Source organism: Frondihabitans australicus (assembly GCF_003634555.1).
Taxonomy (GTDB): domain Bacteria; phylum Actinomycetota; class Actinomycetes; order Actinomycetales; family Microbacteriaceae; genus Frondihabitans; species Frondihabitans australicus.
The window spans coordinates 1,739,088-1,766,023 of sequence record NZ_RBKS01000001.1 but is presented as its reverse complement, the minus strand read 5'-3'; the positions used below and the strand labels follow the sequence as shown (position 1 = coordinate 1,766,023).

Sequence of the window (26,936 nt, the reverse complement as noted above, 5' to 3'; positions counted from 1 at the left end):
GGCGCGTGGTCGTCAGCGGGCGAGGAGTCGGCTCAGTTCCAGATGCTGATCCAGTCGATGTCGAGGTGACCGGAGGCGTTCGCCGGAACCGCACCCTCGCCGATCCAGGTCTCGGCCTGGAGGGTGACGCGCATCGCCGTGGTCGGCACCGCATTCGTCACGGTGGAGACCAACTGGCCGTCCCAGTAGAAGCGGACCGCGTTCTTGTCCCACTCGGTCGTCGCCGTGTGGTACCCGGTGGTGTTGCTGTCGGCGAACATCTCGGTGGCCGGCATGAACTTCATGTTGCCGTTCGAGTAGGTGCCGGGCATGGCCGACGCTGGGCGCGGGATCTGGCCGAGGTCCGACTCGGGCCAGTCGATCTCGCCCTCGTTCCAGTCGTCGTCGCTCGGCCAGAACATGCCCACGAACTTGTAGCCGGCGGTCTCGTCGGCCTTGAACCGGATCGAGACGCGCCCGGTCACGTGCGGCGCGTAGTCGTCGGGCATCACGGTGGCGACGAGGGGCTGGCCGTTCTCGGAGTGCAGGTAGAAGTCGAGGTTGCCGTTCGAGACGCTGAGCACCTTGTCGGGGGCGTAGAGGCCCTGGCCCGAGGTGTCCTTGAAGCCCGAGTACGTCGCCATCGACGGGTAGACCTTCGAGAACGAGCCGAGGGCGGCGGGGGTGTTGAAGTCCTGCGCGTAGCTCTGCACCCAGGTGCGGCCGTTCGTCGTCACGTCGCCGACCGGCATGGCGGTCGAGTCGGCACTCGGATCCTGCGACGCGGGGGTGGAGGTGTCGGTCGATGACGAGGCGCCGGTGCCGCCCGCGAGGAGGCTCGTGGCGGCCGTCGGCGGGATGACGGTGTTGGCCGTGTTGCCGCTGCGGGCGCGCGTGTCGGCCACGGCGGTCGCCTGCGGGCTGGACAGCTGCGACGAGACCTTCGCGCTCGCCGCCGCCTGCGACTTGGACGCGGCCGCGTAGTCCGAGACGGTCGCGGCGGTGCCGGTGTCGGTGGTCGAGGTGGTCCCCGTGCTGGTGGACGTGCCCGCCGTGCTGTCGGTCGTCGCCCGAGAGCTCGCAGCCGCCGTCGCGGACGAGGCCGCGCCGAGCGACGACGTGTCGACGACGTCGACCGAGCCGGCCGAGCGGGTGCTCGACGACGTCGCGGTCGTGCCCTGCGCGAGGACCGCCGACGTGGCCGGTGCGGCCTGGCCGGCGAGCGCGAGCCCTGCGATGACGGCCGCGGCCGTCAGGGTGGTCCGAATGCTGCTGTTCACGTGCGTTCCCTCTCACGTCCGCCTCCCCGAGAGGCGGATCGTCACGAGGGACGCCCGAGAAATCGCCGTCGCCGAAAAACGGCATGGGCAACGCCCTGACGTCGCATCGACGTCTGCCGTGACTCCACCGCCGCCCGAAGGCGTCCGAATCGGTGGTTCCTGTGACTGCTTCTTCCCGTGATGGCAGCGAAGCGTCCGGGGTAACCCGAATACCCCTGGACGCTTCGCTGCTGGCTTCCCTCGGTACCTAGGGAACCATCGACGGGGGACACCGCACAGTCCCCAAGGGGGGTGTCGGCACAAGGGGGGACCCGAATCGGGGTACACGGTCGTACCCTGTGGTCACTTTGGAGGACACGCCGGGGTACGCCACCGAGAACCACCTTCGAGTGCTTGACATTTAGTTTCCATGGAAGTTAAATCGATGGAAAGCACACGCGAAGGGCGCCGCATGACCGATCTCGACCAGGTGTTCACCGACCTCGTCCGATTCCAGATCGACCTCTGGAACGGCGTCGACGCCGATCTCCGCGAGGCGGCTGACACGTCGCTCGCGAGCATCGAATCGCTCCGTGTCATCGCGGCGCGCGACGTCTGCCGCGTCAACGACATCGCCGACGACCTCCGCATCACCGTCGGCGGCGCGAGCAAGATCGCCGACCGCCTCGAGCGGGCCGGCCTCGTCGAGCGCCGGGCCAACCCCGTCGACCGCCGCTCCTCGCTCGTCGCGCTCACCCGCGAGGGCCGGGCGACGCTCGACCGGGCGGCGCCGGTGTACGAGGCGGCTCTCGCGCGCAGGCTCGGCGACCGCCTCGACGGCGCGACCCTCGACCACCTGGCGCGAGCGCTTCGGCTCCTGCGCACCGAACCCACCCGAGAGGACTCCGAATGACCCCCGACACATCCCTTCCCGCCACCATGAGGGCCGCCGTGCTCGCCGCACCCGGCACCGAGCAGGAGCCCGGGGCACTCGCCCTCCGCTACCTGCCCGTGCCCCTCCCCGAGCCCGGCCGTGTGCTGATCCGCGTGCGGGCCTTCGGCCTCAACCGCTCCGAGCTCCACACCCGCATGGGCATGGCCCAGGGCGTGACCTTCCCGCGCGTCCTCGGGATCGAGGCGACCGGAGAGGTCGTCGCGGCTCCCGGCGGCGAGTTCGAGCCCGGCCAGCAGGTCGTCGCGATGATGGGTGGCATGGGGCGCACGTTCGACGGCGGCTATGCGGAGTACACCTCGGTGCCGGTGTCGCAGGTGATCCCGTTCACGAGCGACCTGCCGTGGTCGACGCTCGGAGCGGTGCCCGAGATGCTGCAGACCGCGTACGGCTCGCTCACGGTCGGCATGGACGCCCAGCCGGGGTCGAGCGTGCTGATCCGCGGCGGCACGTCGAGCGTCGGGATGGCGGCGGCCGTGCTCGCCAAGCAGCGCGGGATGACCGTGTTCGCGACGACGCGCGACGAGTCGAAGTTCGACGCGCTGAGGGCGATCGGCGTCGACCACCCGCTCGTCGACGACGGGGACGTCGCGGCGCAGGTGCGGGCCATCGCGCCCGAGGGCGTCGGCAGCGCGCTCGAGCTCGTCGGCGTGCCGACCGTGCGCGACACGCTCCTGGCGACCGGCTACCACGGCGCCGTGTGCTTCACCGGCATGCTCTCGAACCAGTGGGTGCTGCCCGACTTCTACCCGAACGGCTGGCTGCCGCGCGGCGTCCGGCTGGCCGCCTACGCGGGCGACGCCGGCGACCTGCCCGCCGAGGTTCTGCAGGAATTCCTCGACGAGGTGGCTGCCGGGCGGGCCGTGGTGCCGATCCAGGCGGTGTTCACGCTCGACGAGATCGGGGCCGCGCACGAGGCGATGATCGCGGGCGGCGGCGCCGGCAAACTCGTCGTGACGACCTAGCCGTCACCGCGGCGTGACGGCCACGTCGCGCCAGGTGGCCGACGTCCCGATCGTGCGTACGCCGACCGCGCCGGTGGTCTGGCACGAGGTGGAGTCGGTCGCCGACGCGACGGTCAGCGCCGACCCGGTCTTCAGCTGGGCCGTCGCCGTGATGGTGCAGCCGACGGCCTCGACCGTGAGGTGGTACCAGGTGTTCGTGCCGAGCGTCGCGGGCAGGGCAGCGGTCGCCATCGTCGTCGCGGTGCCGCTGTTGATGTCGACGAGCACGAGCGAGGTCGACGAGACGCCGGCGTAGTAGCCCGTCATGCCGTTCACGGCGTTGGACGGGTTCACGACGCGCACGATGAACCCCGAGCTCGTCGACGTCGTGGCCGACGAGTTCAGCTGCACGTCGCCGGTCAGCGAGTAGTTGCCCCAGGTCGTGAGACCCATCACGGACTTGTCGCCCTGCCCGCCCGTGTTGTCGGTGTAGGTCTCGTTCGCCGACGACGCCGTCCAGAGCCCGCCGTAGGTCGTCTGCCCGTACTGGGGAGTGAGCACGTTGGCGAACGGCGCATAGTACGGCGCGATGGTCGTCGAGGTCGTGCCGCCCGCTGTGGCCGTGATGTTGCGGAACGCCGCCGTCGAGGCGTAGTCGCGCACTCCGATCGCGCCCGAGGTGGGACAACCGGTGTCGGTGTAGCTGAGGTAGGTCGGCGTCACCGGCGGCGTGGCGCCGACCTGGACCACCGAGGCCGTGATGACGCAGCCGACGACCTGCACGGCGAGGTGGTACCAGGTGTTCGTCGAGACCGCGTACGTCGACGACTTGAGGGACGCGTAGCTGTTGTTCTCTCGACCGAGCGTCATCGTGCCCGAGGTGTACAGCCCGAGGTAGTACCCGTTGAGGGTGTCGGCCCCCACGCCGGGGTTCGTCACGCGGAACACGAGGCCGGCTTGCGTGCCCGACAGGATCTTCACGTCGCCCTGCAGCGTGTAGTCCGTCCAGCTGGTCTGACCGCTGATCGCCTTGTTGCCCGCGCCGCCGCCCGCCGACTCGGTGTACGTCGCCCCCGAGGCCGTCGACGCGGTCGTCCAGGTGCCGCCGTAGTCGATCCAGCCGGTGTCGCCGCCCGCCCAGCCGTCGCTGTAGGGCAGCACCCCGCCCGACGCGCTGAAGTTCGGCGCCGTGCCGACGGTGTTCTGCGAGTTGTTGATGACGGCGCTGAAGCCCGACGACGTCCCCGGCGTCAGCTCGACGGTCACCACGATCGCCGCGAGCAGGAGGAGCCCGGTCGCCCACACGGCACCCCGGCGACCGCGCGTGAGGCGCAGGAGCCGGCGGGCACGCCCGACGCCCCGAGGTGCCGATGCCGCGCCCGTGTCGTGCGCGGACTCCTGATCCGCCATCGCGCTCTCCTGGACGGTTGGTGAATCCAACCAGGTCGAGGCTCACTGTACCGGTCGGACGGCCGTGCCGGTCAGAGCGCGGCGGCCTCCCTCTCGCGCGCCAGGAGTGCGTACCCCTCGAGGGTCGTCCACTCGTCCTTGAACCAGTCGGCCTCCACTGCCGTCGACTCGTGGCGGAACCCGAGTCTCGTCAGGAGCCGGGCGACGGGGGCGTTCCGCGAGTCGCAGAAGGCCGTGACGCGGTGCGCGTGCTCCTGCTCGAAGACGAACTCGAGCAGGGCCTCGACGGCCTCGAAGGCGATGCCGCGATGCTGGGCGGCGGGCGCGAGCGTCATGCCGATCTCGAAGGTGTCGGGCTGGTCGGGGGAGCGGTGCAGGGCGAGATCGCCCAGGAGCTCGGCGGATCGGCGATCCTGCACCGCCAGCTGCAGCCAGTGGCCCGGCATCGGCAGGCGCCCGTCGTGCTGGCCGTCGATCAGGCGCGTGGCGTCGTCGAGGGAGTAGTCGGTGCCCCAGGACTGGTAGCGGGCGACCTCCGGATCGCGACGGTAGGCGACGAACGCCTCGGCGTGAGTGTGCGCGAGCGGGGCGATCGTGAGCCGATCGGTCTCCAGCGGGAAGGGCATCCCATGACCTTAGTGGCGGCCGGAGTCGACCGGCGGACGCTTCGTCCTGCGACCCGCCACGCCCGTGCCGCTTCGTCGAACGCCTCCACGCGGGCCCCGGATAGGCTCGGGGCACCGAGAGCAAGGAGGCCCGCGTGGCACACGACGTGACGGCTGACGACCTCGCCCAGAAGGCGCAGGACGGCACCGCGACAGATCCCCAGATCATCGACCCGGCGGCTTCGCCGGACTCGTCGCCCACGAGGCGGGAGACCGACTCCCTCGGGTCCCGCGACGTGCCCGTCGACGCGTACTGGGGCATCCACACGCTCCGCGCAGTGGAGAACTTCCCGGTCGCGAACCGTGCGATCTCGGTCTACCCGGACCTCGTGAACGCCCTCGCGATCGTGAAGCAGGCCGCGGCCCGGGCGAACGTCGAGATCGGCGTGCTCGACCCGCGCAAGGCTCACGCCATCGAGGCGGCGTGCGAGGAGATCCGCGGGGGCGCCCTTCATGACGAGTTCCGCGTCGGCGTGATCCAGGGCGGCGCCGGCACGTCGACGAACATGAATAGCAACGAGGTCATCGCCAACCGCGCGCTCGAGCTTCTCGGCTACGCCAAGGGCGACTACGAGCACCTGCACCCGATCGACGACGTCAACCGGAGCCAGTCGACGAACGACACGTACCCGACGGCCGTGAAGCTCGCGATGTCGTTCGCGCTCGCGACCCTCGTCGATGAGCTCGGCCGCGTCGCCGCGTCGTTCGCCGCGAAGGGCCGCGAGTTCCGCGACATCCTCAAGGTCGGGCGCACCCAGCTGCAGGACGCCGTGCCGATGACCCTCGGCCAGGAGTTCACCGGCTTCGCCCACACGATCCTCGAAGACCAGCAACGACTCCGCGACACGCTGCCCCTCCTCGCCGAGATCAACCTCGGCGCCACGGCGATCGGCACCGGCATCACGGCCGACGCACGCTACGCCGAAGCGGTGCGACGTCATCTCAGCGACCTGACCGGCATCGAGATGGTCACGGCGCCCGACCTCATCGAGGCCACGAGCGACGCGGGCGTGTTCATGACGGTGTCGGGCGCTCTCAAGCGCAGCGCGATGAAGCTGTCGAAGATCTGCAACGACCTGCGGCTGCTGTCGTCCGGGCCTCAGGCGGGCCTCGGCGAGATCCTGCTGCCGCCGCGCCAGGCAGGGTCGTCGATCATGCCGGGCAAGGTCAACCCCGTGATCCCCGAGGTCGTCAACCAGGTCGCGTTCGCGATCGCAGGATCCGACGTCACCGTGACCATGGCGGCCGAGGCCGGTCAGCTCCAGCTGAACGCCTTCGAGCCGGTCATCGCCAACTCGGTCCTGCAGGGGCTGGGCTGGCTCACGCGCGCGTGCGAGACCCTGCGCGAGAACTGCATCGACGGGATCCAGCCGAACACCGGCCGCCTCGCTCAGCAGGTCGAGACGAACATCGGCGTCGTCACGGCGCTGACGCCGTACATCGGCTACGCCGCCGCCGCGTCGATCGCGCACACGGCGCTCGCCACCGAGACGTCGATCGCGACGCTGGTCGTCGCGGCGGGCCTCATGAGCGCCGAGCAGGTGGAGCACGTGCTGTCGCCGGCTCGGCTGTCGGGGCTCGAGGCGATCACGACGTCGATTCCGGTGGTCACGGCCGAGCAGATCTCGAAGCACCTCGCGTCGCTCGACCAGGCGCACGCGGACGAGACCGCCGGCTAGGCCGTCCGGCCCCTCCACCAGAAGACCCCGCGCCCGAGAGAGTCACTCCTCGGGCGCGGGGTTCTTCTTCTCGCGACCCGACATCGTCTGGAAGCGCGGCCGCACGACCGGCCGCCCGGTGTCGTCGAGCGTGGGGTCGCCGTAGAGGCGCACGGCCTTGAGCCGCATCGTCCGGCCGTCGACGAGGTCGAGCGACTGGTGCCGCGCGAGCGCGAGGTTGCGCTTCGTCGAGCGCATCGGCAGCGGGATCACGCCCTCGGCCTCGACGCCCGACTGCAGGTACCGCACGCGGATGATCTGCGAGTCGAGCTCGCCGCCGAGCACGAGCACGAAGTTCGAGATGAACGCGTACGCGAGGACGACGACGGCGCCGCCGAGGTAGCCGTAGACGTGGTCGTAGTGCGAGAACGTGATTACGTACACCGCGAAGCCGCCGGTGGCGACGCCCCAGCCGCCCATGGCGAAGAGCGCCCCGTACGAGACCCAGCGCACCTCGGGGTGCTTGATCGTCGGCGTGAAGTAGTAGAGGAGCCCGACCGCCACGACCGCGAAGGCGACGAGCAGCGGCCACTTGAGCACGTTCCAGAGCACCACGAAGACCTCGCCGAACCGGAACTGGTCGCCGATGCCCTGCGCGATCGACGGCGTGATGAGCAGGATCGTCGCCATGCCGCCGAACGCGACCATGAGCGCGAGGGCGAGCAGCAGCATCTGAGAGCGGAACCGCACGAAGCGGCGCCCCTCCTGCACGTCGTAGATCACGTTCATGGCTCGCCCGAACGCCGACGAGTAGCCCGAGAGCGACCACAGTGTCAGGCCGAGGCCCACGCCGAGCGTGATGCCCGGGCTCGACAGGCTCAGCAGCGAGATGAGTGGCGAGCGCAGCGCCTGGGCGGCGTTCGGGCCGATGGCGATCGTCGCGATGCTGAGGATGTCGTCGACGGCGTCGCTCGACGACTGGCTGAACAGGGCCACGGCCGACACGATCGCCAGCGCGCCCGGGAACACCGCGAGGGTCGAGAAGAACGCCAGCGCGGCTCCGGAGTCGATCGTCTTGTGCCGGTAGAAGCCGTGGTACGTGCGGCGGAGCGCGTAGCGCCAGGGGATCGGGTCGACGCTGCCCACCACGAGCCAGTGCTTCCAGGCCCACACGAAGGGCGAGGCGACGAGGAGCCCGACGAACGACAGGGTCGGCAGGGTGAGGCGCGCGAGCGCCCGCACGGCCAGGCGGCCGACTCCCGCCTCGGAACGAGACGGGGCGCGGGTCATGTCCTCAGGATATCGACGGCCCGGGTCGGCGGCGCGGCGGCACGGGTACTCTGACCGGCAACAGCGCCAACGTCGAACAGGAGTCGCCATGCCCGAGATCGCCGCCATCCAGCCCTGCCTCTGGTTCGACGACCAGGCGCGCGAGGCGATGCAGTACTACGTCGACACGTTCCCGAACTCGTCTATCGTGTCGATCGAGCCGTACCCCGACGAGAACCTCGACGAGCACTTCGAGGGCATGACGGGGCGTGTGCTCAACGGCCGGTTCACCCTGAACGGCGTCGACTTCACCTGCCTCGACGGCGGTCCGCTGTTCCCGTTCACGAACGCGATCTCGTTCGTGGTGGGGTGTGCGGACCAGGCCGAGATCGACTCGTACTGGGAGCGGCTGTCGGCTGATCCTGCGGCCGAGCAGTGCGGCTGGTGCCGCGACCGGTTCGGGGTCTCCTGGCAGATCATCCCCGCCGACCTCGGCGGGCTGCTGACGTCGCCGGCAAAGATCCAGGTGATGATGCAGCAGAAGAAGATCGTGATCCAGGAGCTGCTCGACGCCTGACCGCGACGGCCCGACGGCGGGCCGTCGCAGCCCGGCGACCGGCGCCTACGGCGTCGGGTTGAGCGCGTCGTACCTCCGGAACGCCGGCTGGACCCGGGCGAGCAGCCCGACGAGCGCGATGATGAGGGCGCCGCCGAGCAGCGGCGGCCAGATCGTGCCGGCGAAGGCCATGAGTCCGACGAAGAGGTCGCCGATGCGCGGGCCGCCGGTGACGACGACGATGAAGATGCCCTGGAGCCGGCCGCGCATGGCGTCGGGCGCCGCCGTCTGCAGGATCGTGTTGCGGAAGATCGACGACACGTTGTCGGCGGCCCCGGAGGCGGCCAGGGCGACGGCGGCGCAGGCGAGCGCCGGCAGGTTCGCCGACCCTAGCCCCTCGGTGAGCGAGCCGACACCCCTGTGGCCGCTCAGCTGTGCGACCACGAGCACGAGGCCGAACGCCAGGATGCACAGCCCGTAGGCCGACACCGCCCAGTTGACCGCGGCTCCCTGCCGCCTGACGTGCCCAAGTCGACCCGAGAACAGGCTGCACAGGAGCGCGCCGACGGCGCCCGCCGCCGTCAGGACGCCGACCGACACGGCCCCGCCGCCGATGAGCAGCGCACCGACCACCGGGAACAGCACGCGCGGCTGCCCGAACGTCATCGCGATGATGTCGATGACGAACGTCATGCGGATGTTCGGCGACCGGCGCAGGAACCTCACGCCGAACATGAGCGAGGCGAGCCCCGGCCTTTGACTCTCGCCCTCCGGCCTGATCGCGGGCAGCGAGAAGATGCCGAGAAAGGCGGCCGAGAAGAGCACGACGTCGACCGTGTACGTGCCGGGGAACCCGATCCAGGCCACCAGGATCCCGGCGAGAGCCGGCCCCACGGTGAGCTGGAACCCGGTGCCGATGCCGCCGAGCGCACTTGCCGCGGGCAGCAGCTCGGGCCGGACGAGGCGGGGGATGATCGCCGACCGCGAGGTGTTGATGATCGTGGCGGCCACGGCGTCGATCGCGGTGAGCGCGTAGAGCAGGCCGACCTCGTGGAGCCCGAGGTAGGCGTGGAGGGCGATGCACCCGGTGGTGGCCCAGGCGACCACCGCGGCGACGATCGCCACGATCCTGCGATCGAAGGCGTCGGCGAGCATGCCGCCGTAGAGGCCGGCAGCGATGATCGGCACCAGCGAGATGACCCCGACGAGCGCGACGGCGAACGTCGACTTCGTGATGTCGTAGATCTCGAGGCCCACGGCGACGAGCGTGAGCTGAGCGCCGACGCCCGAGACCGAGCTGCCGATCCAGAGCCGGGCGAAGGCGGGGCTCTGCCGGATCGGCGAGAGATCGACGAGGAGTCCGCGACGCTTCGGTCGCGCGGGGGACGTGTCGGAGGAGGTCAAGGTTCCATCATGGCCCAGCCCCGTGTCGACGACCGACCGATGTGAGCGCGCACATCGTTTTGCGAAACATGCGTCACGGGGCGTAATCTGCATTCGTTCGCATCGATGACACGATCTCGGTGTGGATGGACGATGGGCCGACCGAGCGGCTTCTCCGAGGGCGGAGGAGGCGAGCGGTCGGTCCATCGTCATGTGCGGCGGCAGGTGTTCCGCACCGTGCGCGCGGCGGCTCGCCGGTCGTGCGTAGGCTGGGTGCATGACTCACGACGCATCCATCAAGCCCGAGATCGACGCCCCCGAGGGCCCGGCGCCCGAGGGCCTCGAGATCACCGACATCACCGTCGGCGACGGCGCCGAGGCGCAGGCGGGCTCGACCGTCAACGTCCACTACGTCGGCGTCGAGTACGACTCCGGCGAGGAGTTCGACTCGTCCTGGGGTCGCGGCGAGGCCATCAACTTCCCGCTCGCGGCGCTCGTCCGCGGCTGGCAGGAGGGGATCCCCGGCATGAAGGTCGGCGGCCGCCGCAAGCTCGTCCTTCCCCCGCACCTCGCCTACGGCCCCGCCGGCGGCGGTCACCCGCTCAGCGGCAAGACCCTGATCTTCGTGATCGACCTCCTCGGCGTGAGCTGATGGCCGAACCCATCACGGTTCCCACCCGGCCCCTGAACGACGGCACGGCGTTCCCGGTCGTCGGCCTCGGCACCTACGGCCTCAACGGCGACGAGGGCACGGTCGCCGTGAAGTCGGCGCTCGACACCGGCTATCGCATTCTCGACACCGCCCTCAACTACGGCAACGAAGACGCCGTCGGCCGGGCGGTCCGCGAGACCGACGTGCCCCGCGACGAGATCATCGTCACGTCGAAGCTGCCCGGCCGGTTCCACGGGTTCGACGAGACGCTCACCGCATTCGACGAGACCCTCGAGAACCTCGGCCTCGATCACGTCGACCTCTACCTGATCCACTGGCCCCTGCCGCGCATCGATCGGTACGTCGAGTCGTTCACGGCCTTCGCGAGGCTGCAGCAGGAGGGGCGGGTCACTTCGATCGGCGTCTCCAACTTCACGATCGCCCACCTCGAGCGCGTGATCGCCGAGACGGGCGTCACCCCGGCCGTCAACCAGGTCGAGCTGCACCCGTACTTCCCGCAGGGCGAGCTTCGTGCGTTCCACGACGCCCACGGCATCGTGACCGAGTCGTGGAGCCCCATCGGCAAGAAGAGCGAGCTCCTCACCGAGCCGCTCATCGCCGAGATCGCCGCACGCTACGGCAAGTCGCCGACGCAGGTCGTGATCCGCTGGCACACGCAGATCGGCGCCGTGCCGGTGCCGAAGTCGGCCGACCCGGGCCGCCAGCGCGAGAACCTCGACGTGTTCGGCTTCGAGCTGACCGCCGACGAGGTCTCCGCGATCTCCGGTCTCGAGCGCGGCCGGATCTGGGGCGCAGACCCCGACACGCACGAGGAGTTCTAGGGCGACGCCGGGCGGCCCCCTCCGGACAGAAGTCGGTCAGTTTCACCTTTCGTCGAGGTGATTAGAATTGAAGGCCGACTTTCCCGAGGGGGCTGCACCCGGTGCCATCTGAACTCGACCGCGAACGCGACTACGTCGGCGCTCTCTACGAGCGCCTCGACACCCTGAAGGACGACGCGCGCGCGAGACTGGCCGAGACCCGCCGCGAGACCGTCGGCGGCAACCACCAGAGCCGCAGCGAGCGCGACGCCTACGCGCGTCTCTACGAGGACACCCTCGCGCAGCTGGGCGAGGTCGACGACCGGTTGGCGTTCGGGAGGCTCGAGCTCACCGATCCTGACGACCCGTCGATCTCGGGCTCGGGCCGATACCGGTACATCGGGCGGATCGGGCTCCGCGACACCGACCATCACCCGATCCTGCTCGACTGGCGCGTGCCCGGCGCGAGCGCGTTCTACCAGGCCACCGCGGCCACGCCCATGGGCGCGAGGGCCCGCCGCCACCTCACACTGCAGGGCCGCGAGGTCACCCGCATCGAGGACGAGGTGTTCGACCCCGAGCTGCTGGGCCGCGACGACGTGCAGCTGCAGGGAGAGGGCGCTCTCATGGCGGCCCTCACCGCTCAGCGCACCGGGCGCATGACCGACATCGTGGCCACGATCCAGGCCGAGCAGGACCGGATCATCCGCTCGGCGCTCGACGGGATCCTCGTCGTGCAGGGCGGCCCGGGCACCGGCAAGACCGCCGTGGCCCTCCACCGCGCGGCGTTCCTGCTCTACTCGCACCGCGAGCGCCTGCGTGGCTCGGGCGTGCTCGTCGTCGGCCCCAGCCGCTCGTTCCTCCGCTACATCGAGCAGGTCCTGCCGTCGCTCGGCGAGTCGGGCGTGGTGCTGTCGAGCCTCGGCGGCCTCTACCCGGGCGTCGAGGCCACGGCCGACGACGCCCCCGCGACCGCCGCCCTGAAGGGCTCGGGGCAGATGGCCGACCTGCTCCGCCGGGCCGTGCGCTCGCGGCAGATCGCGCCGACCGAGCCGTCCGACGTCGAGATCGACGGCGAGCGGATGACGGTCCAGCCGGGCCTCGTCGCCGAGGCGCTCAAGCGGGCGCAGGAGCGAGGGAAGCCGCACAACGAGGGCCGCGTGCTCTTCAACCGCTACGCCCTCGCAGCCCTCACCCGGCAGCTTGTCGACCAGCTCCGGGGCCGCGGCACGACGATCGACGACGCCGACGAGCTGGTGCTCCGCGAGGACGTCCGGCAGTCGTACGACGTGCGAGTCCTGCTCAACACGGCGTGGATCCCGCTCAGCCCCGAGAAGCTGCTCGAAGACCTGTACGCGCGGCCGAACTGGCTGGCCTCGATCACGCAGCGCTGGTCGCCCGAGGATCGTGCTCTGCTGCGCCGTGCGCGAGGCGAGGCGTTCACGATCAGCGACGTCCCGCTGCTCGACGAGGCTGCCGAGCTCCTCGGCGAGTTCGACACGAAGGTCGACGCCGAGCGCCGCGCCCTCAAGCAGCAGCAGAAGCGCGACATCGAGAACGCCGAGCGCGCCATCGAGAACATGCAGGTCGAGGGCCTCGTCGACGCCCGCGATATCGCGGGCAACTTCGCCGAGCGCGCCGTCTCGCTGACCTCGGCCGAGCGCGCCGCCGACGACCGCACCTGGGCCTACGGCCACGTCGTCGTCGACGAGGCGCAAGAGCTCTCGCCCATGCAGTGGCGCCTGCTGGCGCGACGCTGCCCGCTCCGGTCGTTCACCGTCGTCGGCGACATCGCGCAGGCGTCGTCGCCCGCGTCGGCGACGTCGTGGGACCGCGCGCTGCAGGGTCTTCTGCCGAGGAGGCGCGGGGCCGCGCAGGCGGGCGGATCCTGGCGGCTGGAAGAGCTCACTGTGAACTACCGGACGCCGTCGCAGATCGTCGAGTACGCCGAGGCGACCGCGCGCAGCACGGGGCTCGAGATCACGCCGAGCCGGTCGGTGCGGGCGAGCGAGTGGGCGGTACGAGAGGTCTCGGTGCCCGGCAGGGTGCAGGATCCTGCGCCCACCGTGGTCTCGGCCGTGGAGGCCGACTGCGCCGTCGACTCGGGCGGCACCCTGGCCGTCATCGCCCCCGAACCCCTCGTCACGTCGCTGCTGGCGGCGCTCTCGGCGGCGTTCCCGGGCCTCGTGGCCGACGGCTCGTCGTCGCTGACGCGGCCGATCAGCGTGCTCAGCCCGGCCACGTCGAAGGGGCTGGAGTTCGACTCGGTCGTCGTCGTCGACCCTGCCGGCATCGTCGCCCGGTCGTCGCGCGGCAACGCGAGCCTCTACGTCGCCGAGACCCGGCCGACGCAGCGCCTCACCGTCGTCTCGCTCGCCTGACCGGGCTCGCGCCTAGGGGTGCGTGGTTCGATGAGGCATGACCGTCGAGACGCCCCGAGCCATCCGCACCTTCATCGACACGACCAACGAGGAGGACACCGAGGGGTTCCTCGCCGCCTTCGCCGACGATGCGACGCTCGACGACTGGGGCCGGGTGTTCCACGGCACCTCGGGCGTCGCCTCCTGGAACCAGACCGACAACATCGGCAAGCACTCGCGCTTCGACGTCGTCGAGGTCGCCGAGGGCGCGAAGCCCGGCGAGTTCGTCGTCACGGTCGACGTGACCGGCGAGGGCTACAACGGTCTCGGCACCATGACCTTCACCGTCGAGGGAGACCTGGTGAAGTCGCTCGTCATCACCTGAGCCGCACGGGTTTCCCGCGACAAAACGCGACATCTGCGACGCCGGCACGTGTCGCAGATGTCGCGTTTTGTCGCTGAGGGGCTTCGAAGTCGCAGGAGCAGGCGAACCTACCTCGCCCGATTCTTGACCAGCCCGAGAGCGTACCGCTCCCACCACGTCCCCGCTGCCGGGCCGCCGTTGCACGTGCCGTCGCTCGCGCCGGGCGTCTTCACCCAGAGCGTCGCGTCGAGCTTCGTCGAACCAGATGCCACGGCCGGGTTCGCCCCGAGAGCCGCGCCGGTCGGGTTGCACCAGGTGCCCTTCCAGCCGGCGCCGTTGCGTGACGTGTCGATGACGTAGTGCGAGCCGCCGGTGAGCGCCGAGACCCTGTTCGCGTACGACACCTCGTTCGAAGTCGGGTAGAAGTTCGACACGTTGGTGAAGAACCCGCGCGCCTCGCCGACTCCGGCCGCCTCCAGCCGCTGCGCCATCGCCGCCGGAGCGACCCAGTTCGAATTGCCCGCGTCGAGGTAGGTGACGACGCCGTCCGACGTGAGCTGGTCGACCGCCGAGCGGATGAGCGGCAGGCGCGTGTCGGCGACGGACGGGCAGCTCGAGATCATCGCCAGCGAGTCGGGCTCGACGAGCACCGCCGACCGGTGGCCGCGCAGCGCCGTGGCGATCGTCTGATTCCAGGCCAGGTACTGCGAGGCGGTCAGCCCGCCGGCCGAGTACCCGCCGCAGTCCCGGTCGGGGATCGCGTAGGTGACGAACACGGGAGTGCGGCCGGTCTTCGCGGCGCTCGCGATCGACGCCGTGATGACCTTGACGAGCTGTGCCCGCGAATACCAGTCGCCGAGCCACACCGCGACGGGCTGCGACGCGATCTGGTCGATCTCGTTCGCCTCGGCGGTGGCGTGGTACTTCGTGCGGAGCAGGCTGACGACCTGCGAGGCCTGGTTGCCGGGCTGGACGGCGAGCCCCGTGTTGTAGAGCGTCCTCGTGGATGCGGCCTGGATCTGCGCGGGAGTCAGCACGGCCACGGGCGTCGCGGCCTGAGCGGCCGGGCCGGCCGTGGGCCCGCCGGCGGCGAGCCCGGCGGCGACGGACACCGCGACGGCGATCAGCGCGGCGGCACGGGCGAGAGCGGTGGAGCGGTGTCGTGGCATGGCGCGGCAACCCCTGGTCTGCGGCCTCGGGGCACCCCTGCACCCGTCGTCGACCGCTACGAGTCCAGCAGGCCGGTGCTCGCAGCAGTAGCACCCAGTGCAGGGGGCAGGAGCCGAGGCCGGTAGCGTGGAGCCCATGACCGCCTCCGACGCCGCCGCCCTCGTCGACCGCCTGACCGCGGTCGTCCCCGACTTCCCGACCCCGGGCATCCTGTTCCGCGACGTCACCCCGGTCTTCGCCGACGCCGAGGCCTTCTCGACGGTCTGCGCCGGGCTCGCCGAGCCGTTCGAGGGCGGCTTCACGGCGGTCGCCGGCATCGAGGCGCGCGGCTTCGCGCTCGCGGGCGGCATCGCCGCCCAGACCGGCACGGGGGTGCTGACGGTGCGCAAGGCGGGCAAGCTCCCCGGCGAGGTGCTGAAGGAGAGCTACTCGCTCGAGTACGGCGAGGCCTCGATCGAGCTGCGCCCCGGCCAGCTGCCGAAGGGGTCGCGCGTGCTCGTCGCCGACGACGTCCTGGCCACCGGCGGCACCGCCGAGGCCTCGATCACTCTGCTCGAGCGCGCCGGCTACGAGGTCGTCGGCATCGCCGTGCTGCTCGAGCTCGACGGCCTCGGCGGTCGTGACCGCCTGGCGTCGCGGGTGCCCGTGCACGCGCTCGGCTCCGCCCCCGCCTGACCCTTCCGTCTGCGACAAAACGCGACACCTGCGACACCCGGATGCGTCGCAGGTGTCGCGTTTTGTCGCAGGGGCAGCGAAGGGCCGGGGCGCAGGAGCGGCGCTACGGCATCGTGAGCAGGCCCTGCGGCACCAGCATCCACAGGTCCGCGACCGCGCACGCCAGCGCGACGAGCACGAAGACGAACACCCACGCCAGCCCCGGAACCCGGGTCAGCCGCGCCAGCTGATCCGCGTCGGACTGCGCCGAGCGGGTTCGTCGCCGGCTGGACTGCAGCTCGAGGCTCGCTCGAAGGGCCCCGAGGGCGAGCACGGCGGTGAGCACGTGCCCGAAGACCAGTTGCCACTCGGGAGCCGCGAACCACGTGACCGCGAAGACCACGGCCGCGCCCACGAGGATCACCCACAGGCCGAACCAGTTGCGGATCTGCACGAGCATCAGCGCGAGCACGACGAGGAGCGCCCAGAGGAGACCCGAGGCGTAGCCGCGGTGCAGCATCCACGCCGCCCCGAGCCCCGCCAGGGCCGGCGCCGTGTACCCGGCCAGCAGGGTGATGACCATGCCGAAGCCGGTCCGCGGCCCCTTCGACACGGTCAGCCCCGAGGTGTCGGAGTGCAGCCGGATCCCGGTGAGGCGGCGCCCGGTCAGGACCGCCGCGAGACCGTGCCCGCCCTCGTGCACGACGGTCACCGCGTGCCGCACGGTGTGCCACGTGCCAGGCAGGAGCACCAGCACGAGGCCGACCGCGAGCGAGCCGAACAGCAGCGCGACGCCGAGCGGCTCGGAGGTCTGTGTCGCTCGTGACCAGAGCGACTCGAGGACATGCATGTGACCAGAGTAGAGAGCCGAGCCGACAGCCCCCGACGCGAGGGGCCACCCCCTGTTCGGGATTTCACCCCCCAACGGGAGATTCCGCGTGCTGGCGCCGATCGGTACCGTTCGAGGACAGCACTCCGAAAGGCCTTCCCGTGACGATCTCCGCCCCCGACGACGACGCAGCGCAGGTGCTCACGCACCCCGGTTCGGGCGCCGCTGCGATCTCCGCCGTGGAGGCGCTGTGGGACCGTCAGGCGCCGGTCGCACCGCGGACGCGAGCGTCTCGGATCCTGGGCCGCAGCCCCCTGGGTGACTCGGCCCGCGCCTGGTTCGCGCCCGCGCTCGGCGAGGCCCGCACCGCCGAGCTGCTGCGCACCCTGAGCACCTCGGGCGAGCCGTGGCGCGTGCTCCACGCGATCCCCGTGGTCGCCGGCGCCCCCGCGATCGACCACCTCGTCATCGGCCCCGCCGGAGTCTTCGCCCTGAGCACGGCCACCCGCGACGAGTCCGGCTCGGAGACGCACGTGCGCGAACCGCTCGTCGAGGCCCGCCTCGCCTCGACCCTTCTCTCCAACGCGCTCGGTCGCCCCGCGGTGGTCCGCGCGATCACCGTCGTGGTCGAGCCCGGACGCCGCCCCGCCGAGATCCCGGGCGTCGACGTCGTCGGCCTCGACCGGCTCGTGCGCCACCTCCGCTCCCTCGTGCCGGTCCAGTCGGTCGAGGAGGTCCGCGAGATCACCCGGGTCGCCCTCAAGCCGCGCACCTGGCGTGCGCCGGGGGAGACCGCGGTCTTCTCCTCGTCGGCTCCGGGCGCAGGATCCCACGCCCATCCCACCGCCTCGGAACTCGGCTTCTGGTTCGCCCGCCTGCGCACCGAGGTCGCTCGCGCTCGCCGGGTGCGGCTCGCCTGGGTCACGGGTCTCTCGGGCACCGTGGCCGCCGCCGCCGTCATCGCGCCGATGGTCGTCCAGCAGCTGTCCAGCTGACGTCAAGGGTTCGCCCCGGGCGCATGAGGCACCATCGTCGGATGAAGTTCCGCCCCTGGCTCCTCGTCGTGACCGCGCTCTACTGCGGGTTCATCGCCTGGATGACGCTCCGCACGTCCGTCTACGACGGCCGCACCGCCACGCTGCTCTACCGGGCGCTCGCGATCTTCGCCGAGCACCGCTCGACGAGCTGGCTGACCTTCGACACGGTCGAGAGCCTGGCGAACGTCGCGATGTTCGTGCCGCTCGGCTTCTTCCTGGCGCTGTTCTTCCCGCGTCCGCTCTGGATCGTCGCGGCCGCCCTGTGCGTCCTCGCCTCCTACGGCATCGAGACGTACCAGGGCACGTTCCTCGCCTCGACCCGCGTGGAGGACATGAACGACGTGCTCCACAACGGCCTCGGGGGAGCGGCCGGCGCGTTCCTCGCGCTCCTGATGCGGGTCACCTTCGCACCCAGGCGCAGGAGCAGGCCGAGGGCTCTGCTAGGATCGTGAGGTTGCCGTCGAACGGCCGCGGAGAAAGAGAGCGCACGCAACCGGCGTGACGCACCGCGCAACGAGAGAAAGGGGTCCCAGTTATGGCACTTGCACCCGAAGTGAAGACTGCGATCATCGAAGAGTACGCGACCCACCCGGGCGACACGGGATCCCCCGAGGTCCAGGTGGCCGTTCTCACCCAGCGCATCAAGGATCTGACCGAGCACCTCAAGGAGCACAAGCACGACCACCACTCGCGTCGTGGCCTGCTTCTGCTCGTGGGTCAGCGTCGTCGTCTGCTCGGCTACCTCGCCGACGTCGACATCAACCGCTACCGCTCGCTGATCGAGCGCCTGGGTCTGCGCCGCTAAAAGCTGCGGCGATAGCAGCACTTCAGGTCTGGCCGACGGCCCCGTCTCCTCACGGAGACGGGGCCGTTTGCTTTGGCCGCTCATAGGCTCCGCATAGCGGGCGAGAGCAGAGTCGATGCAAACGTGTAGAAAAGACACAGTTCCCGACCCCCGAAAGCGCATCAACCCATGAGCCTCCTCGACGAGAAACCCAGCAGAGTCGCCGCGACACCCATGCGGCACCGCGTGCGCGGCAACGTGGTGATCATCCTCTGCGTCATGTACGCGATCTCGTACATCGACCGCACGAACATCTCCACCGCCCTGCCCACCATCCAGGCGAACCTGCACCTGACGACCGACCAGACCGGTCTCATCGTCTCGGCGTTCTCGATCCCGTACGCGCTGCTGCAGGTCTTCGGCGGCAACCTCGGCGAGCGGTTCGGAGCGCGCAAGGCGCTGTTCTGGATCGCCCTGCTCTGGGGTGTGGCCACCCTCGCCACCGGACTCTCGATCGGCTTCTGGACCCTCTTCGGAGCGCGCGTCCTGCTCGGCCTGACCGAGGCGGCCGCGTTCCCGACGGCGACGAGCGCCATGACGCGCTGGGTGCCGGCCGACCGCAACGGCTTCGTGCAGGGGGTCGTGCACTCGGCTTCCCGCCTCGGGAACGCCGCGGCGCCCCTGATCGTCGCCTGGCTGATCGTCTGGGCGGGCTGGCGCGAGTCGTTCATCGTGCTCGGCGTCGTCAGCGTGATCTGGGGCGTCATCTGGTTCGTCTACTTCCGCAACCGGCCGGACGAGCACAAGAGGGTCACCGAGATCGAGCTCGCCGAGATGCCCGACCGTCCGAAGTCCGAGAAGCGCCCGCCGGTGCCGTGGCGCCGCATGATGCGCTCCATCGCGCCCGTCGCCTTCGTCGACTTCGGCTACGGCTGGACCCTCTGGGTGTTCCTCACCTGGCTGCCGTCGTTCCTCGGCGACAGCTACGGACTCAAGCTCCTGAGCTACGCCGGGTTCACCTCGGTCGTCCTCATCGGCGGCGTCTTCGGCGACACCGTCGGCGGGGTGGTCAGCGACGCCTGGTTCCGGCGGACGGGCGACATGCGCAAGGCGCGGCGCAACACGCTCATGATCGGCCTCATCGGCTCGGCCCTCTGGCTGATCCCGGTGTTCGCGATCCACAACCTCGCCGTCGCGATCGTCTCGCTGACGCTCTCGTTCTTCTTCCTCGAGCTCTGCAACGCGACCCTCTGGGCGATCCCGATGGACACCGCGCCCGAGTGGGCGGGCACCGCGAGCGGCATGATGAACACCGGCTTCGGCATCGCCGGCATCTTCTCGCCGATCGTCTTCGCCGCGTTGGTCTCCGCGACCGGATGGCAGTGGCCGTTCTTCGCCTCGATCGTCCTGCTCGTCGTCTCCGCGGTCGTGGCCTGGCGCATGAACCCGAAGCGCATCACGTCACGCGACGGGCTCGTGTCGAACCAGAAGCTGGCCTAGAGTCAGGCCTTCTTGCGCCCGGAGCGGAACGGTCGCCCCGTCAGCGGAAGGCTGAGCGGGGTGCGGCGCAGGATCTCGATGAACGCGACGGTGCAGAGGACGACCAGCACGTAGAGCACCACGGCGCGCGGGCCGTCCGGGATCGTGTGCGTGATCCAGCCGCCGCCGGCGAGCAGCAGCAGCCAGATGAAGAACGGGTGGGCGAGGAAGATGCCGAAGGAGCGGTCGGAGGCCGTGTCGACGAGGCGCGCGAAGCGGGAGCCTGCGACGCGCTGGTCGGCCCACTTCGTGCCGAGCGCGAGGAAGCCGAGGATCACGGGCACCGACCACACCAGCACGACCGGCTGCAGCGCCGTCGAGGCCTTCACCGGGCTCTGACCGAGGCCGAGGTTGATCGCGTAGACGGCGATCGAGAGCAGGGCGCCGGCGACGACCAGCCCGAGGATCGTGAGCCTGCTCCTGCGCACCCAGGCCATGAGCGGGTCGACGTGGTCGGCGGCCACAGCGCCCAGCACGATCATGAACTCGTAGCTCCAGAACTCGATGCGGCTGTACTGGCTGATCGCGTGCGGGATCACGCTCGGGTAGTACTGGTAGCAGACCGTGAAGAACATCTCGACGGCGAACGACAGGCCGATGACGAGTCCGTGGTGGCCGCGCGTCTTCTTCACGAGCCACACGATCACGGGCATCAAGAGGTACACCTGCATGGTCACGAGCAGGAAGTACAGGTGGTACCAGGCGTTTCCGGTGTAGAGGTCGTGCCAGAAGTTCGCGAGCCAGTCGCCGAGCGTGCCCGAGGGGCTGTGCACCCACGAGGCGAAGTCGTAGACGGCCGACCAGGTGACGTAGGGGAGCGCGACGAGCAGGAACCGCTTCGGCCAGAACTCGCGCAGCGGCCTCGGCTTCGCGAGGAACGACAGCACGAGCACGAACGCGGTCAGGGCGAAGAACACCTCGCGGGTGAAATGGACCAGGATCAGGAAGCCGTTCTGCCCCAGGTCGCTCGCGCTGTCGGCGTGGCTCACCACGTGCACGGAGATGACGCAGACGAACGTCAGGATCCGCAGGATGTCGACCTCGTAGAGGTGGCGGCGCCTGGCCTTCGCCTGCGCGGGAGTGTCGGCGGGCTCGGGAGCCGAGGCGGCCGCGGCCCCGCTCACCAGATCGTCGGCGTCGGCGGACTCGGCCGCCCGCTGCGACGTGCCCTCGCTCACGCCCCCGCTGCCTCGGCGAGCATCTGCCTGGTCTTGTTGCGCTGCACCTTGCCCGTCGGAGTGCGTGGCAGGTCGTCGACGACGGTGATCTCCATCGGGCGTTTGAAGCGGGGGAGCTCCGCCTCGCAGCGCTTACCGAGGTCGGTGGAGAGGGAGGCCCGGACGTCGTCCGGCAGCGACAGGTCGGCGGGGATGACATACGCGACCGGGACGAAGCCGAGGACGTCGTCGGGTCTCGCCACGACGACGGCCTCTCGGACCCGGGCGTCCTCCAGCAGGACGTCCTCGACCTCGGCCGGGTAGACCTTCTCGCCACCGCGGTTGATGACGTCGTCGGTGCGGCCGGCGAGGTACACCCAGCCGTCGGCGTCGAGGTGGCCGAGGTCGCCGGTGCGGAGCCAGCCGTCGGCGTCGAAGCGCTCGGCGGCGCGGCCCTGGAAGTAGCCCTTCACGACGCCCGGCCCGCGGATCCAGAGCTCGCCGATCTCGCCCACGGGCAGCGCGCGGCCCTCGGCGTCGCGGGGCTCGACCTCGCCGCCGACGGGCAGGCCGACGGAGCCGGGCCGAGGCTCGACGCCGAGCGGGGTCGCAGTGATCTGGCTGGCGCCCTCGGTCATGCCGTAGCTGATGATCATGGGCACGTGGGCGAAGGCGGTGCGGACGGCCTCGGGCAGGGCCGACGAGGCGCTGCGGACGAAGCGCAGCCCCTCGGGCGCCTGCGCGGGGCCGGACTTCGCCAGCACGGCGAGGATCGCAGGCACGGCGTTCAGCCACGTGATGCGCCGCTCCGCGAGGAGCTCCCAGAAGCCGGTGCGGTGGAACCGGTCGTCGAGCACGAGAGTGGCGCCCGCGACGAGGGTCGACAGGAGGCCGACGACCTCGGCGTTCACGTGGAAGAGCGGCAGCGAGTTGAAGCCTCGGTCGGCACTCGTGAGCGCGTTGTGCTCGGCGATCGCCCGGGCGACGAAGAGCAGCTGCGCTTCGGTGAGCTCGACGCCCTTCGGCTGGCCGGTGGATCCGGAGGTGAAGAGGATCACGGAGCCGGAGGGCGCGGTCTCGGTCTTCGAGGAGGTGTCGGGCGTGCGGCTCTCGCGATCCTGCGCCCCGGTCGCCTCAGCGGGAGAACCGGTCGAGGCCTCGGGCCGGAGCACCACGACGTCGGTCTCGCCCGGCTCGTCGCGATCGGTGATCACGGCCTCGGACGACCCGAGGTCCACGGACTTCAGCGTCTCGGACCACGTGCCCTGCGGGTTGACCGGCACGCTGCGGCGGCCGGACGCGACGACGGCGAGGTGAGCCACGGCGAACGACAGCGGGTCGCGCACGTCGAGCACGACCGTCGCGCCGGCGGAGAGCCCGCGGTCGTCGAAGACGTCGGCCCACTCGGCGGTGCGCGACGCCAGGGCGGCGAACGTGATGACGCGCTCGGAGCGGGCGTCTTCGAGGTAGTGCGCAGACGGCGCCTCGGTCGAACGGGTGGCGATCAGGCCTGCCAGTGTGTCCATTCGTGCAGGATATCCGCCGACTCTATGAGCCGCCTATGGCGCTGGCGCAGGAGCCAGCGGCCGGGCTCAGTACCAGTTGTGAGCGACCTCGTGAGCCCACGCGCCGCACGGCGACCCGTAGGCCGCGGCGATGTAGGCGAGTCCCCAGTTGATCTGCGTGCGGTAGTTCGTCTGCCAGTCGACGCCGTACGTGGCCATCTTGTCGGCCGGTAGCGACTGCGGGATGCCGTAGGCACCGCTGGAGACGTTCAGGGCGTCGGTGCGCCATCCCGACTCCTGGTTCCAGAGCGAGATGAGGCACGACATCTGCGACGACGCCCAGCCGTGGCTGCCGAGCTGGCCCGAGGCGTAGGCCTGGGCGCCGGCGGGGTCGTCGACGACGCCCGCGCCGAGGTTCGAGCTGGAGCCGGTCGAGGCCGTCGAGCCGGAGCCGCCGCTCGACGCGCCGTTGCTCGTGGACGACCCGGAGTTCTGGTGCGCCTTCTCGTAGGCGAGCTTGGCGGCTGCGGCCGCCGCGGCCCGCTGCTGCGCGAGCGCCGCGGCTCGCGCCATGACGCCGTTCTTGTAGCCGACCTCGATCGTCGCGGCCTTCGAGTCGAGCGAGACGAGCTGCGCCTCGAGCGTCGACTGGTGCGACTGCGCGTTCGACACGGCGGAGTCGGCCGCGGCCTGCGCGCTCTGCGCCGCGGCCAGGGCGGTCTTCGCGGCGCCTGCGAGGCGGTCGCGCTCCTTCTCGGCGACGGTGGCCTGGTCGCTGAGCGACGACACCGACTTGGAGGCGACGGTCGCCTCGTCGAGAACGGTCTGCCACTGCTTCGTGAGCTGGGCGAGAGCGCCGAGCTTGTAGAGGGTCGAAGACGCCTGGGACCCGGAGAACAGCTGGCCGTCGAGCTGGCTCGAGCCGCCCAGGCGGTAGAGGCGCGCGGCGAGCTGGCCGGCCTGCGTGTGGGCCTCGTCGGCCTTCTTCTGCTCGGCGGCGAGCTGCGCCTCGAGGGCCGTCGCCGTGCTCGTGGCGGACGCGAGCTGGCTCTGCGCCTCGGAGTTCGCCGCGTTGGCCTTGATCGCGGCGTTGCTCTTCTCGTTCGCGACGGTGCGGAGGCTGGTGAGGTCGGCGGTGATGGCATCGACCTGCTTCTTCGTCGCCGCGGCATTGCCCTTGGCGGCCTCGACGTCGCTCCATGACGGGTAGGCGGAGGCCGAGAGCGGGGCGACGAGCAGCGCGCCGACGACGGCGAGGGTGGCGGCGCCGCCCGCGATCGCGAGGGCGCGAGTGCGGCGTCGGCGTGTCGCGCGCGCAGCGTCGGGCGCGCGGAATCGTCGCTCTGCAGAAGCCATGGCCTCGACTGTAACCCGATTCACACGAGTAACACCAGTCACATGTGCCCCGTGTCGCTCGTTCTGGGGGCGGCTTCCGGGGCCCGCGACACGCCGGGTGCTACCCTTGCGCGAAGGAGCCGGCTGGCAGCAGCTGGTCACCGGTGGTGATGTGCGGGGCGAGTCCGATCCCGACCGTTTCTACTGTTGACCAGGCATACGCCACCGTCACCGTGCCACGAAGGCCGGGCCGGACCGTACGCGCATCGTTGTGCCTGAAGCCGATCTGCTCCTGATGAATGACATCGCCCTCCACACGGGACGGACGATTTAAAACAAAGAGGAGAAAACCCCCGCATGGAGGGTCCAGAGATCAAATTCGCCGAAGCCGTCATCGACAACGGCAAGTTCGGCACCCGCACGGTCCGGTTCGAGACCGGCCGTCTGGCGCAGCAGGCTCAGGGAGCCGTCGCCGCCTACCTCGACGAAGAGACGATGCTTCTCTCCGCCACCTCCGCGTCGAAGAACCCGAAGGACAACTTCGACTTCTTCCCGCTCACCGTCGACGTCGAGGAGCGCTCGTACGCCGCCGGCAAGATCCCCGGCTCGTTCTTCCGCCGCGAGGGTCGCCCGTCGACCGAGGCGATCCTCGTCTGCCGCCTGATCGACCGCCCGCTGCGCCCGTCGTTCGTCGACGGCCTCCGCAACGAGGTCCAGATCGTCATCACGGTGCTCTCGATCGCTCCGGACGAGTTCTACGACGCGCTGGCGATCAACGCCGCCAGCGCCTCGACGCAGATCTCGGGTCTGCCGTTCTCCGGCCCCATCGCCGGTGTGCGCCTCGCGCTCATCAAGGGCCAGTGGGTCGCCTTCCCGAAGGCGTCGCAGCTCGAGGACGCCGTCTTCGACCTGACCGTGGCCGGCCGCGTCGTCACCGACGCCGCGGGCAACGAGGACGTCGCCATCATGATGGTCGAGGCCGAGGCCACCGAGCACTCGTGGGGCCTCATCCAGGGCGGCGACACGAAGCCCGACGAGGGCATCGTCGCGCAGGGCCTCGAGGCGGCCAAGCCGTTCCTCAAGGTGCTCGTCGAGGCGCAGGCGAAGCTCGCCGCGCAGTCGGCCAAGGAGATCCAGGACTACCCGGTCTTCCCGCCGTACTCCGACGAGGTCTACGCCGCCGTCGCGGCCGAGGCGGAGACCGAGCTCGGCTCCGTCTACCGCATCGCCGGCAAGATCGAGCGCCAGGACGCCGACGACGAGCTGAAGGGCCGCGTCAAGCAGGCCATCGCCGCCAAGGTCGAGGCGGGCGAGCTGCCCGACTCCGCCCTGTCGCAGGTGTCGGCCGCGTACAAGTCGGTCACGAAGAAGGTCGTCCGCGGGCGCATCCTCTCCGAGCAGGTCCGCATGGACGGCCGCGGCCTCGCCGACATCCGTCCGCTCGACGCCGAGGTGCAGGTCATCCCGCGTGTCCACGGCTCCGCCATCTTCCAGCGCGGCGAGACCCAGATCCTGGGCGTCACCACGCTGAACATGCTCAAGATGGAGCAGCAGATCGACTCGCTGAGCCCGGTCACCAAGAAGCGCTACCTGCACCACTACAACTTCCCGCCCTACTCGACCGGTGAGACCGGTCGCGTCGGGTCGCCGAAGCGTCGCGAGATCGGCCACGGCTTCCTCGCCGAGCGCGCCCTCGTCCCCGTCCTCCCGAGCCGCGAGGAGTTCCCCTACGCGATCCGCCAGGTCTCCGAGGCCCTCGGCTCCAACGGCTCGACCTCGATGGGCTCCGTCTGCGCCTCGACGCTGTCGCTGCTCAACGCCGGTGTGCCGCTCAAGGCGCCGGTCGCCGGCATCGCGATGGGCCTCGTCTCCGACGAGGTCGACGGCCAGACCCGCTACGCGGCGCTGACCGACATCCTGGGCGCCGAAGACGCTCTCGGCGACATGGACTTCAAGGTCGCCGGCACGTCGGAGTTCGTCACGGCGATCCAGCTCGACACGAAGCTCGACGGCATCCCCTCGGCGGTCCTCGACGCCGCGCTCAAGCAGGCGAAGGAGGCCCGCACGGCCATCCTGAACGTGCTCACCAGCGCGATCGACGAGCCCGACGAGATGGCTCCGACCGCCCCGCGCGTGATCTCGGTGCAGATCCCCGTCGACAAGATCGGCGAGCTGATCGGCCCGAAGGGCAAGACGATCAACGCGATCCAGGACGAGACCGGCGCCGACATCTCCATCGAGGAGGACGGCACCGTGTACATCGGCGCCGTCGACGGCCCCTCGGCCGAGGCCGCGCGTGCGCAGGTCAACGCCATCGCCAACCCGACCAACCCCGAGGTCGGCGAGCAGTTCCTGGGCACGGTCGTCAAGATCGCGACCTTCGGCGCGTTCGTCTCGCTCCTCCCCGGCAAGGACGGCCTGCTGCACATCTCCGAGGTGCGCAAGCTCGCCGGCGGGAAGCGCGTGGAGAACGTCGAGGACGTCCTCGGCGTGGGGCAGAAGATCCTCGTCGAGATCACGAAGATCGACGACCGCGGAAAGCTCTCGCTCGCCCCGGTGATCGCCGACGAGGCCGACACGGACTCGTCCGGCGCCACCGAGGAGTCGCAGGACGCCTCCGTCGACGCGTAGTCAGACACCCGTTCCGCGCCCGC

General features: G+C 70.5%; 24 protein-coding genes. 14 read left to right on the top strand and 10 right to left on the bottom strand.

Annotated features, from left to right (window positions below):
- Positions 1-32: 32 nt before the first annotated feature.
- Entirely contained in the window at positions 33-1,259 is a 1,227-nt protein-coding gene (locus C8E83_RS08155; RefSeq protein WP_121369278.1) for a glycoside hydrolase family 16 protein, read from the bottom strand.
- Between the two features lie 451 nt (positions 1,260-1,710).
- On the opposite strand from C8E83_RS08155, the gene C8E83_RS20010 reads away from it, so the two are divergent.
- A complete protein-coding gene (locus tag C8E83_RS20010; RefSeq protein WP_281270803.1) occupies positions 1,711-2,151 on the top strand; it encodes a MarR family winged helix-turn-helix transcriptional regulator in 441 nt (146 codons plus the stop codon).
- Positions 2,148-3,155, top strand: coding sequence for an alcohol dehydrogenase catalytic domain-containing protein (locus tag C8E83_RS08145; RefSeq protein ID WP_211331677.1), 1,008 nt, complete (start codon positions 2,148-2,150; stop codon positions 3,153-3,155). Before C8E83_RS20010 ends, C8E83_RS08145 begins: the two co-directional genes overlap by 4 nt.
- A gap of 3 nt (positions 3,156-3,158) precedes the next feature.
- Here the strand turns inward: C8E83_RS08145 and C8E83_RS08140 are convergent, their stop codons facing one another.
- Both C8E83_RS08140 and C8E83_RS08135 read right to left on the bottom strand, forming a co-directional pair.
- A complete protein-coding gene (locus C8E83_RS08140; protein WP_121369276.1) occupies positions 3,159-4,544 on the bottom strand; it encodes a 3-keto-alpha-glucoside-1,2-lyase-like domain-containing protein in 1,386 nt (461 codons plus the stop codon).
- 71 nt (positions 4,545-4,615) lie between these two features.
- Positions 4,616-5,170 (bottom strand): GNAT family N-acetyltransferase, encoded by a 555-nt coding sequence (locus C8E83_RS08135; RefSeq protein WP_121369275.1) that lies wholly within the window; start codon positions 5,168-5,170, stop codon positions 4,616-4,618.
- Between the two features lie 206 nt (positions 5,171-5,376).
- Between C8E83_RS08135 and C8E83_RS08130 the strand changes: the two genes are divergently transcribed.
- Positions 5,377-6,888 (top strand): aspartate ammonia-lyase, encoded by a 1,512-nt coding sequence (locus C8E83_RS08130; protein WP_211331765.1) that lies wholly within the window; start codon positions 5,377-5,379, stop codon positions 6,886-6,888.
- Between the two features lie 42 nt (positions 6,889-6,930).
- Here the strand turns inward: C8E83_RS08130 and C8E83_RS08125 are convergent, their stop codons facing one another.
- Positions 6,931-8,157 carry a YihY/virulence factor BrkB family protein gene (locus tag C8E83_RS08125; RefSeq protein ID WP_170159877.1) on the bottom strand — a complete coding sequence of 409 codons (1,227 nt, stop codon included), beginning with the start codon at positions 8,155-8,157 and terminating at the stop codon, positions 6,931-6,933.
- Between the two features lie 88 nt (positions 8,158-8,245).
- Here C8E83_RS08125 and C8E83_RS08120 point away from each other — a divergent pair, with 88 nt between their 5' ends.
- The gene (locus C8E83_RS08120; RefSeq protein ID WP_121371808.1) at positions 8,246-8,713 is read left to right on the top strand and encodes a VOC family protein; all 468 of its coding nucleotides are present in this window, start codon (positions 8,246-8,248) and stop codon (positions 8,711-8,713) included.
- A 45-nt stretch (positions 8,714-8,758) separates the two neighbouring features.
- Here the strand turns inward: C8E83_RS08120 and C8E83_RS08115 are convergent, their stop codons facing one another.
- Positions 8,759-10,096: an MFS transporter gene (locus tag C8E83_RS08115; protein WP_245981509.1), complete on the bottom strand. Its 1,338-nt coding sequence runs from the start codon at positions 10,094-10,096 to the stop codon at positions 8,759-8,761.
- Positions 10,097-10,352: 256 nt separating this feature from the next.
- On the opposite strand from C8E83_RS08115, the gene C8E83_RS08110 reads away from it, so the two are divergent.
- The 4 genes from C8E83_RS08110 (at position 10,353) to C8E83_RS08095 (ending at position 14,293) form a co-directional block, all read left to right on the top strand.
- A complete protein-coding gene (locus tag C8E83_RS08110) occupies positions 10,353-10,727 on the top strand; it encodes an FKBP-type peptidyl-prolyl cis-trans isomerase (RefSeq protein WP_121369270.1) in 375 nt (124 codons plus the stop codon).
- Complete coding sequence (locus C8E83_RS08105) at positions 10,727-11,569, top strand: aldo/keto reductase (protein ID WP_121369268.1); 843 nt, start codon at positions 10,727-10,729, stop codon at positions 11,567-11,569. The genes C8E83_RS08110 and C8E83_RS08105 overlap by 1 nt, the downstream gene beginning before the upstream one ends.
- A gap of 101 nt (positions 11,570-11,670) precedes the next feature.
- Positions 11,671-13,929, top strand: a complete 2,259-nt coding sequence (locus tag C8E83_RS08100; RefSeq protein ID WP_425454758.1) for a UvrD-helicase domain-containing protein — start codon at positions 11,671-11,673, stop codon at positions 13,927-13,929.
- Positions 13,930-13,966: 37 nt separating this feature from the next.
- The gene (locus C8E83_RS08095; RefSeq protein WP_121369265.1) at positions 13,967-14,293 is read left to right on the top strand and encodes a nuclear transport factor 2 family protein; all 327 of its coding nucleotides are present in this window, start codon (positions 13,967-13,969) and stop codon (positions 14,291-14,293) included.
- A 107-nt stretch (positions 14,294-14,400) separates the two neighbouring features.
- Here the strand turns inward: C8E83_RS08095 and C8E83_RS08090 are convergent, their stop codons facing one another.
- The gene (locus C8E83_RS08090) at positions 14,401-15,441 is read right to left on the bottom strand and encodes a glycoside hydrolase family 6 protein (protein ID WP_121369264.1); all 1,041 of its coding nucleotides are present in this window, start codon (positions 15,439-15,441) and stop codon (positions 14,401-14,403) included.
- Between the two features lie 136 nt (positions 15,442-15,577).
- Here C8E83_RS08090 and C8E83_RS08085 point away from each other — a divergent pair, with 136 nt between their 5' ends.
- A complete protein-coding gene (locus tag C8E83_RS08085; protein WP_121369262.1) occupies positions 15,578-16,117 on the top strand; it encodes an adenine phosphoribosyltransferase in 540 nt (179 codons plus the stop codon).
- A gap of 103 nt (positions 16,118-16,220) precedes the next feature.
- Here C8E83_RS08085 and C8E83_RS08080 read toward each other — a convergent pair whose 3' ends face one another.
- Positions 16,221-16,946: a M50 family metallopeptidase gene (locus C8E83_RS08080; protein WP_121369261.1), complete on the bottom strand. Its 726-nt coding sequence runs from the start codon at positions 16,944-16,946 to the stop codon at positions 16,221-16,223.
- Between the two features lie 140 nt (positions 16,947-17,086).
- Between C8E83_RS08080 and C8E83_RS08075 the strand changes: the two genes are divergently transcribed.
- The 4 genes from C8E83_RS08075 to C8E83_RS08060 all read left to right on the top strand — a co-directional run bounded on the left by C8E83_RS08075 (position 17,087) and on the right by C8E83_RS08060 (position 20,246).
- Positions 17,087-17,920, top strand: a complete 834-nt coding sequence (locus C8E83_RS08075) for a nuclease-related domain-containing protein (protein ID WP_170159876.1) — start codon at positions 17,087-17,089, stop codon at positions 17,918-17,920.
- A 41-nt stretch (positions 17,921-17,961) separates the two neighbouring features.
- Positions 17,962-18,414: a VanZ family protein gene (locus tag C8E83_RS08070; RefSeq protein WP_170159875.1), complete on the top strand. Its 453-nt coding sequence runs from the start codon at positions 17,962-17,964 to the stop codon at positions 18,412-18,414.
- A gap of 83 nt (positions 18,415-18,497) precedes the next feature.
- A complete protein-coding gene (rpsO, locus tag C8E83_RS08065) occupies positions 18,498-18,767 on the top strand; it encodes a 30S ribosomal protein S15 (protein ID WP_121369256.1) in 270 nt (89 codons plus the stop codon).
- 168 nt (positions 18,768-18,935) lie between these two features.
- Positions 18,936-20,246 (top strand): MFS transporter, encoded by a 1,311-nt coding sequence (locus C8E83_RS08060; protein WP_211331676.1) that lies wholly within the window; start codon positions 18,936-18,938, stop codon positions 20,244-20,246.
- Between the two features lie 2 nt (positions 20,247-20,248).
- Here C8E83_RS08060 and C8E83_RS08055 read toward each other — a convergent pair whose 3' ends face one another.
- The 3 genes from C8E83_RS08055 to C8E83_RS08045 all read right to left on the bottom strand — a co-directional run bounded on the left by C8E83_RS08055 (position 20,249) and on the right by C8E83_RS08045 (position 24,303).
- Positions 20,249-21,463, bottom strand: a complete 1,215-nt coding sequence (locus C8E83_RS08055) for an acyltransferase (RefSeq protein ID WP_170159874.1) — start codon at positions 21,461-21,463, stop codon at positions 20,249-20,251.
- Entirely contained in the window at positions 21,460-22,968 is a 1,509-nt protein-coding gene (locus C8E83_RS08050; protein WP_121369252.1) for an AMP-binding protein, read from the bottom strand. Before C8E83_RS08050 ends, C8E83_RS08055 begins: the two co-directional genes overlap by 4 nt.
- A gap of 66 nt (positions 22,969-23,034) precedes the next feature.
- Positions 23,035-24,303: an aggregation-promoting factor C-terminal-like domain-containing protein gene (locus C8E83_RS08045; protein ID WP_245981507.1), complete on the bottom strand. Its 1,269-nt coding sequence runs from the start codon at positions 24,301-24,303 to the stop codon at positions 23,035-23,037.
- A gap of 336 nt (positions 24,304-24,639) precedes the next feature.
- On the opposite strand from C8E83_RS08045, the gene C8E83_RS08040 reads away from it, so the two are divergent.
- Positions 24,640-26,913 (top strand): polyribonucleotide nucleotidyltransferase, encoded by a 2,274-nt coding sequence (locus C8E83_RS08040; protein WP_121369251.1) that lies wholly within the window; start codon positions 24,640-24,642, stop codon positions 26,911-26,913.
- Positions 26,914-26,936 lie beyond the last annotated feature (23 nt).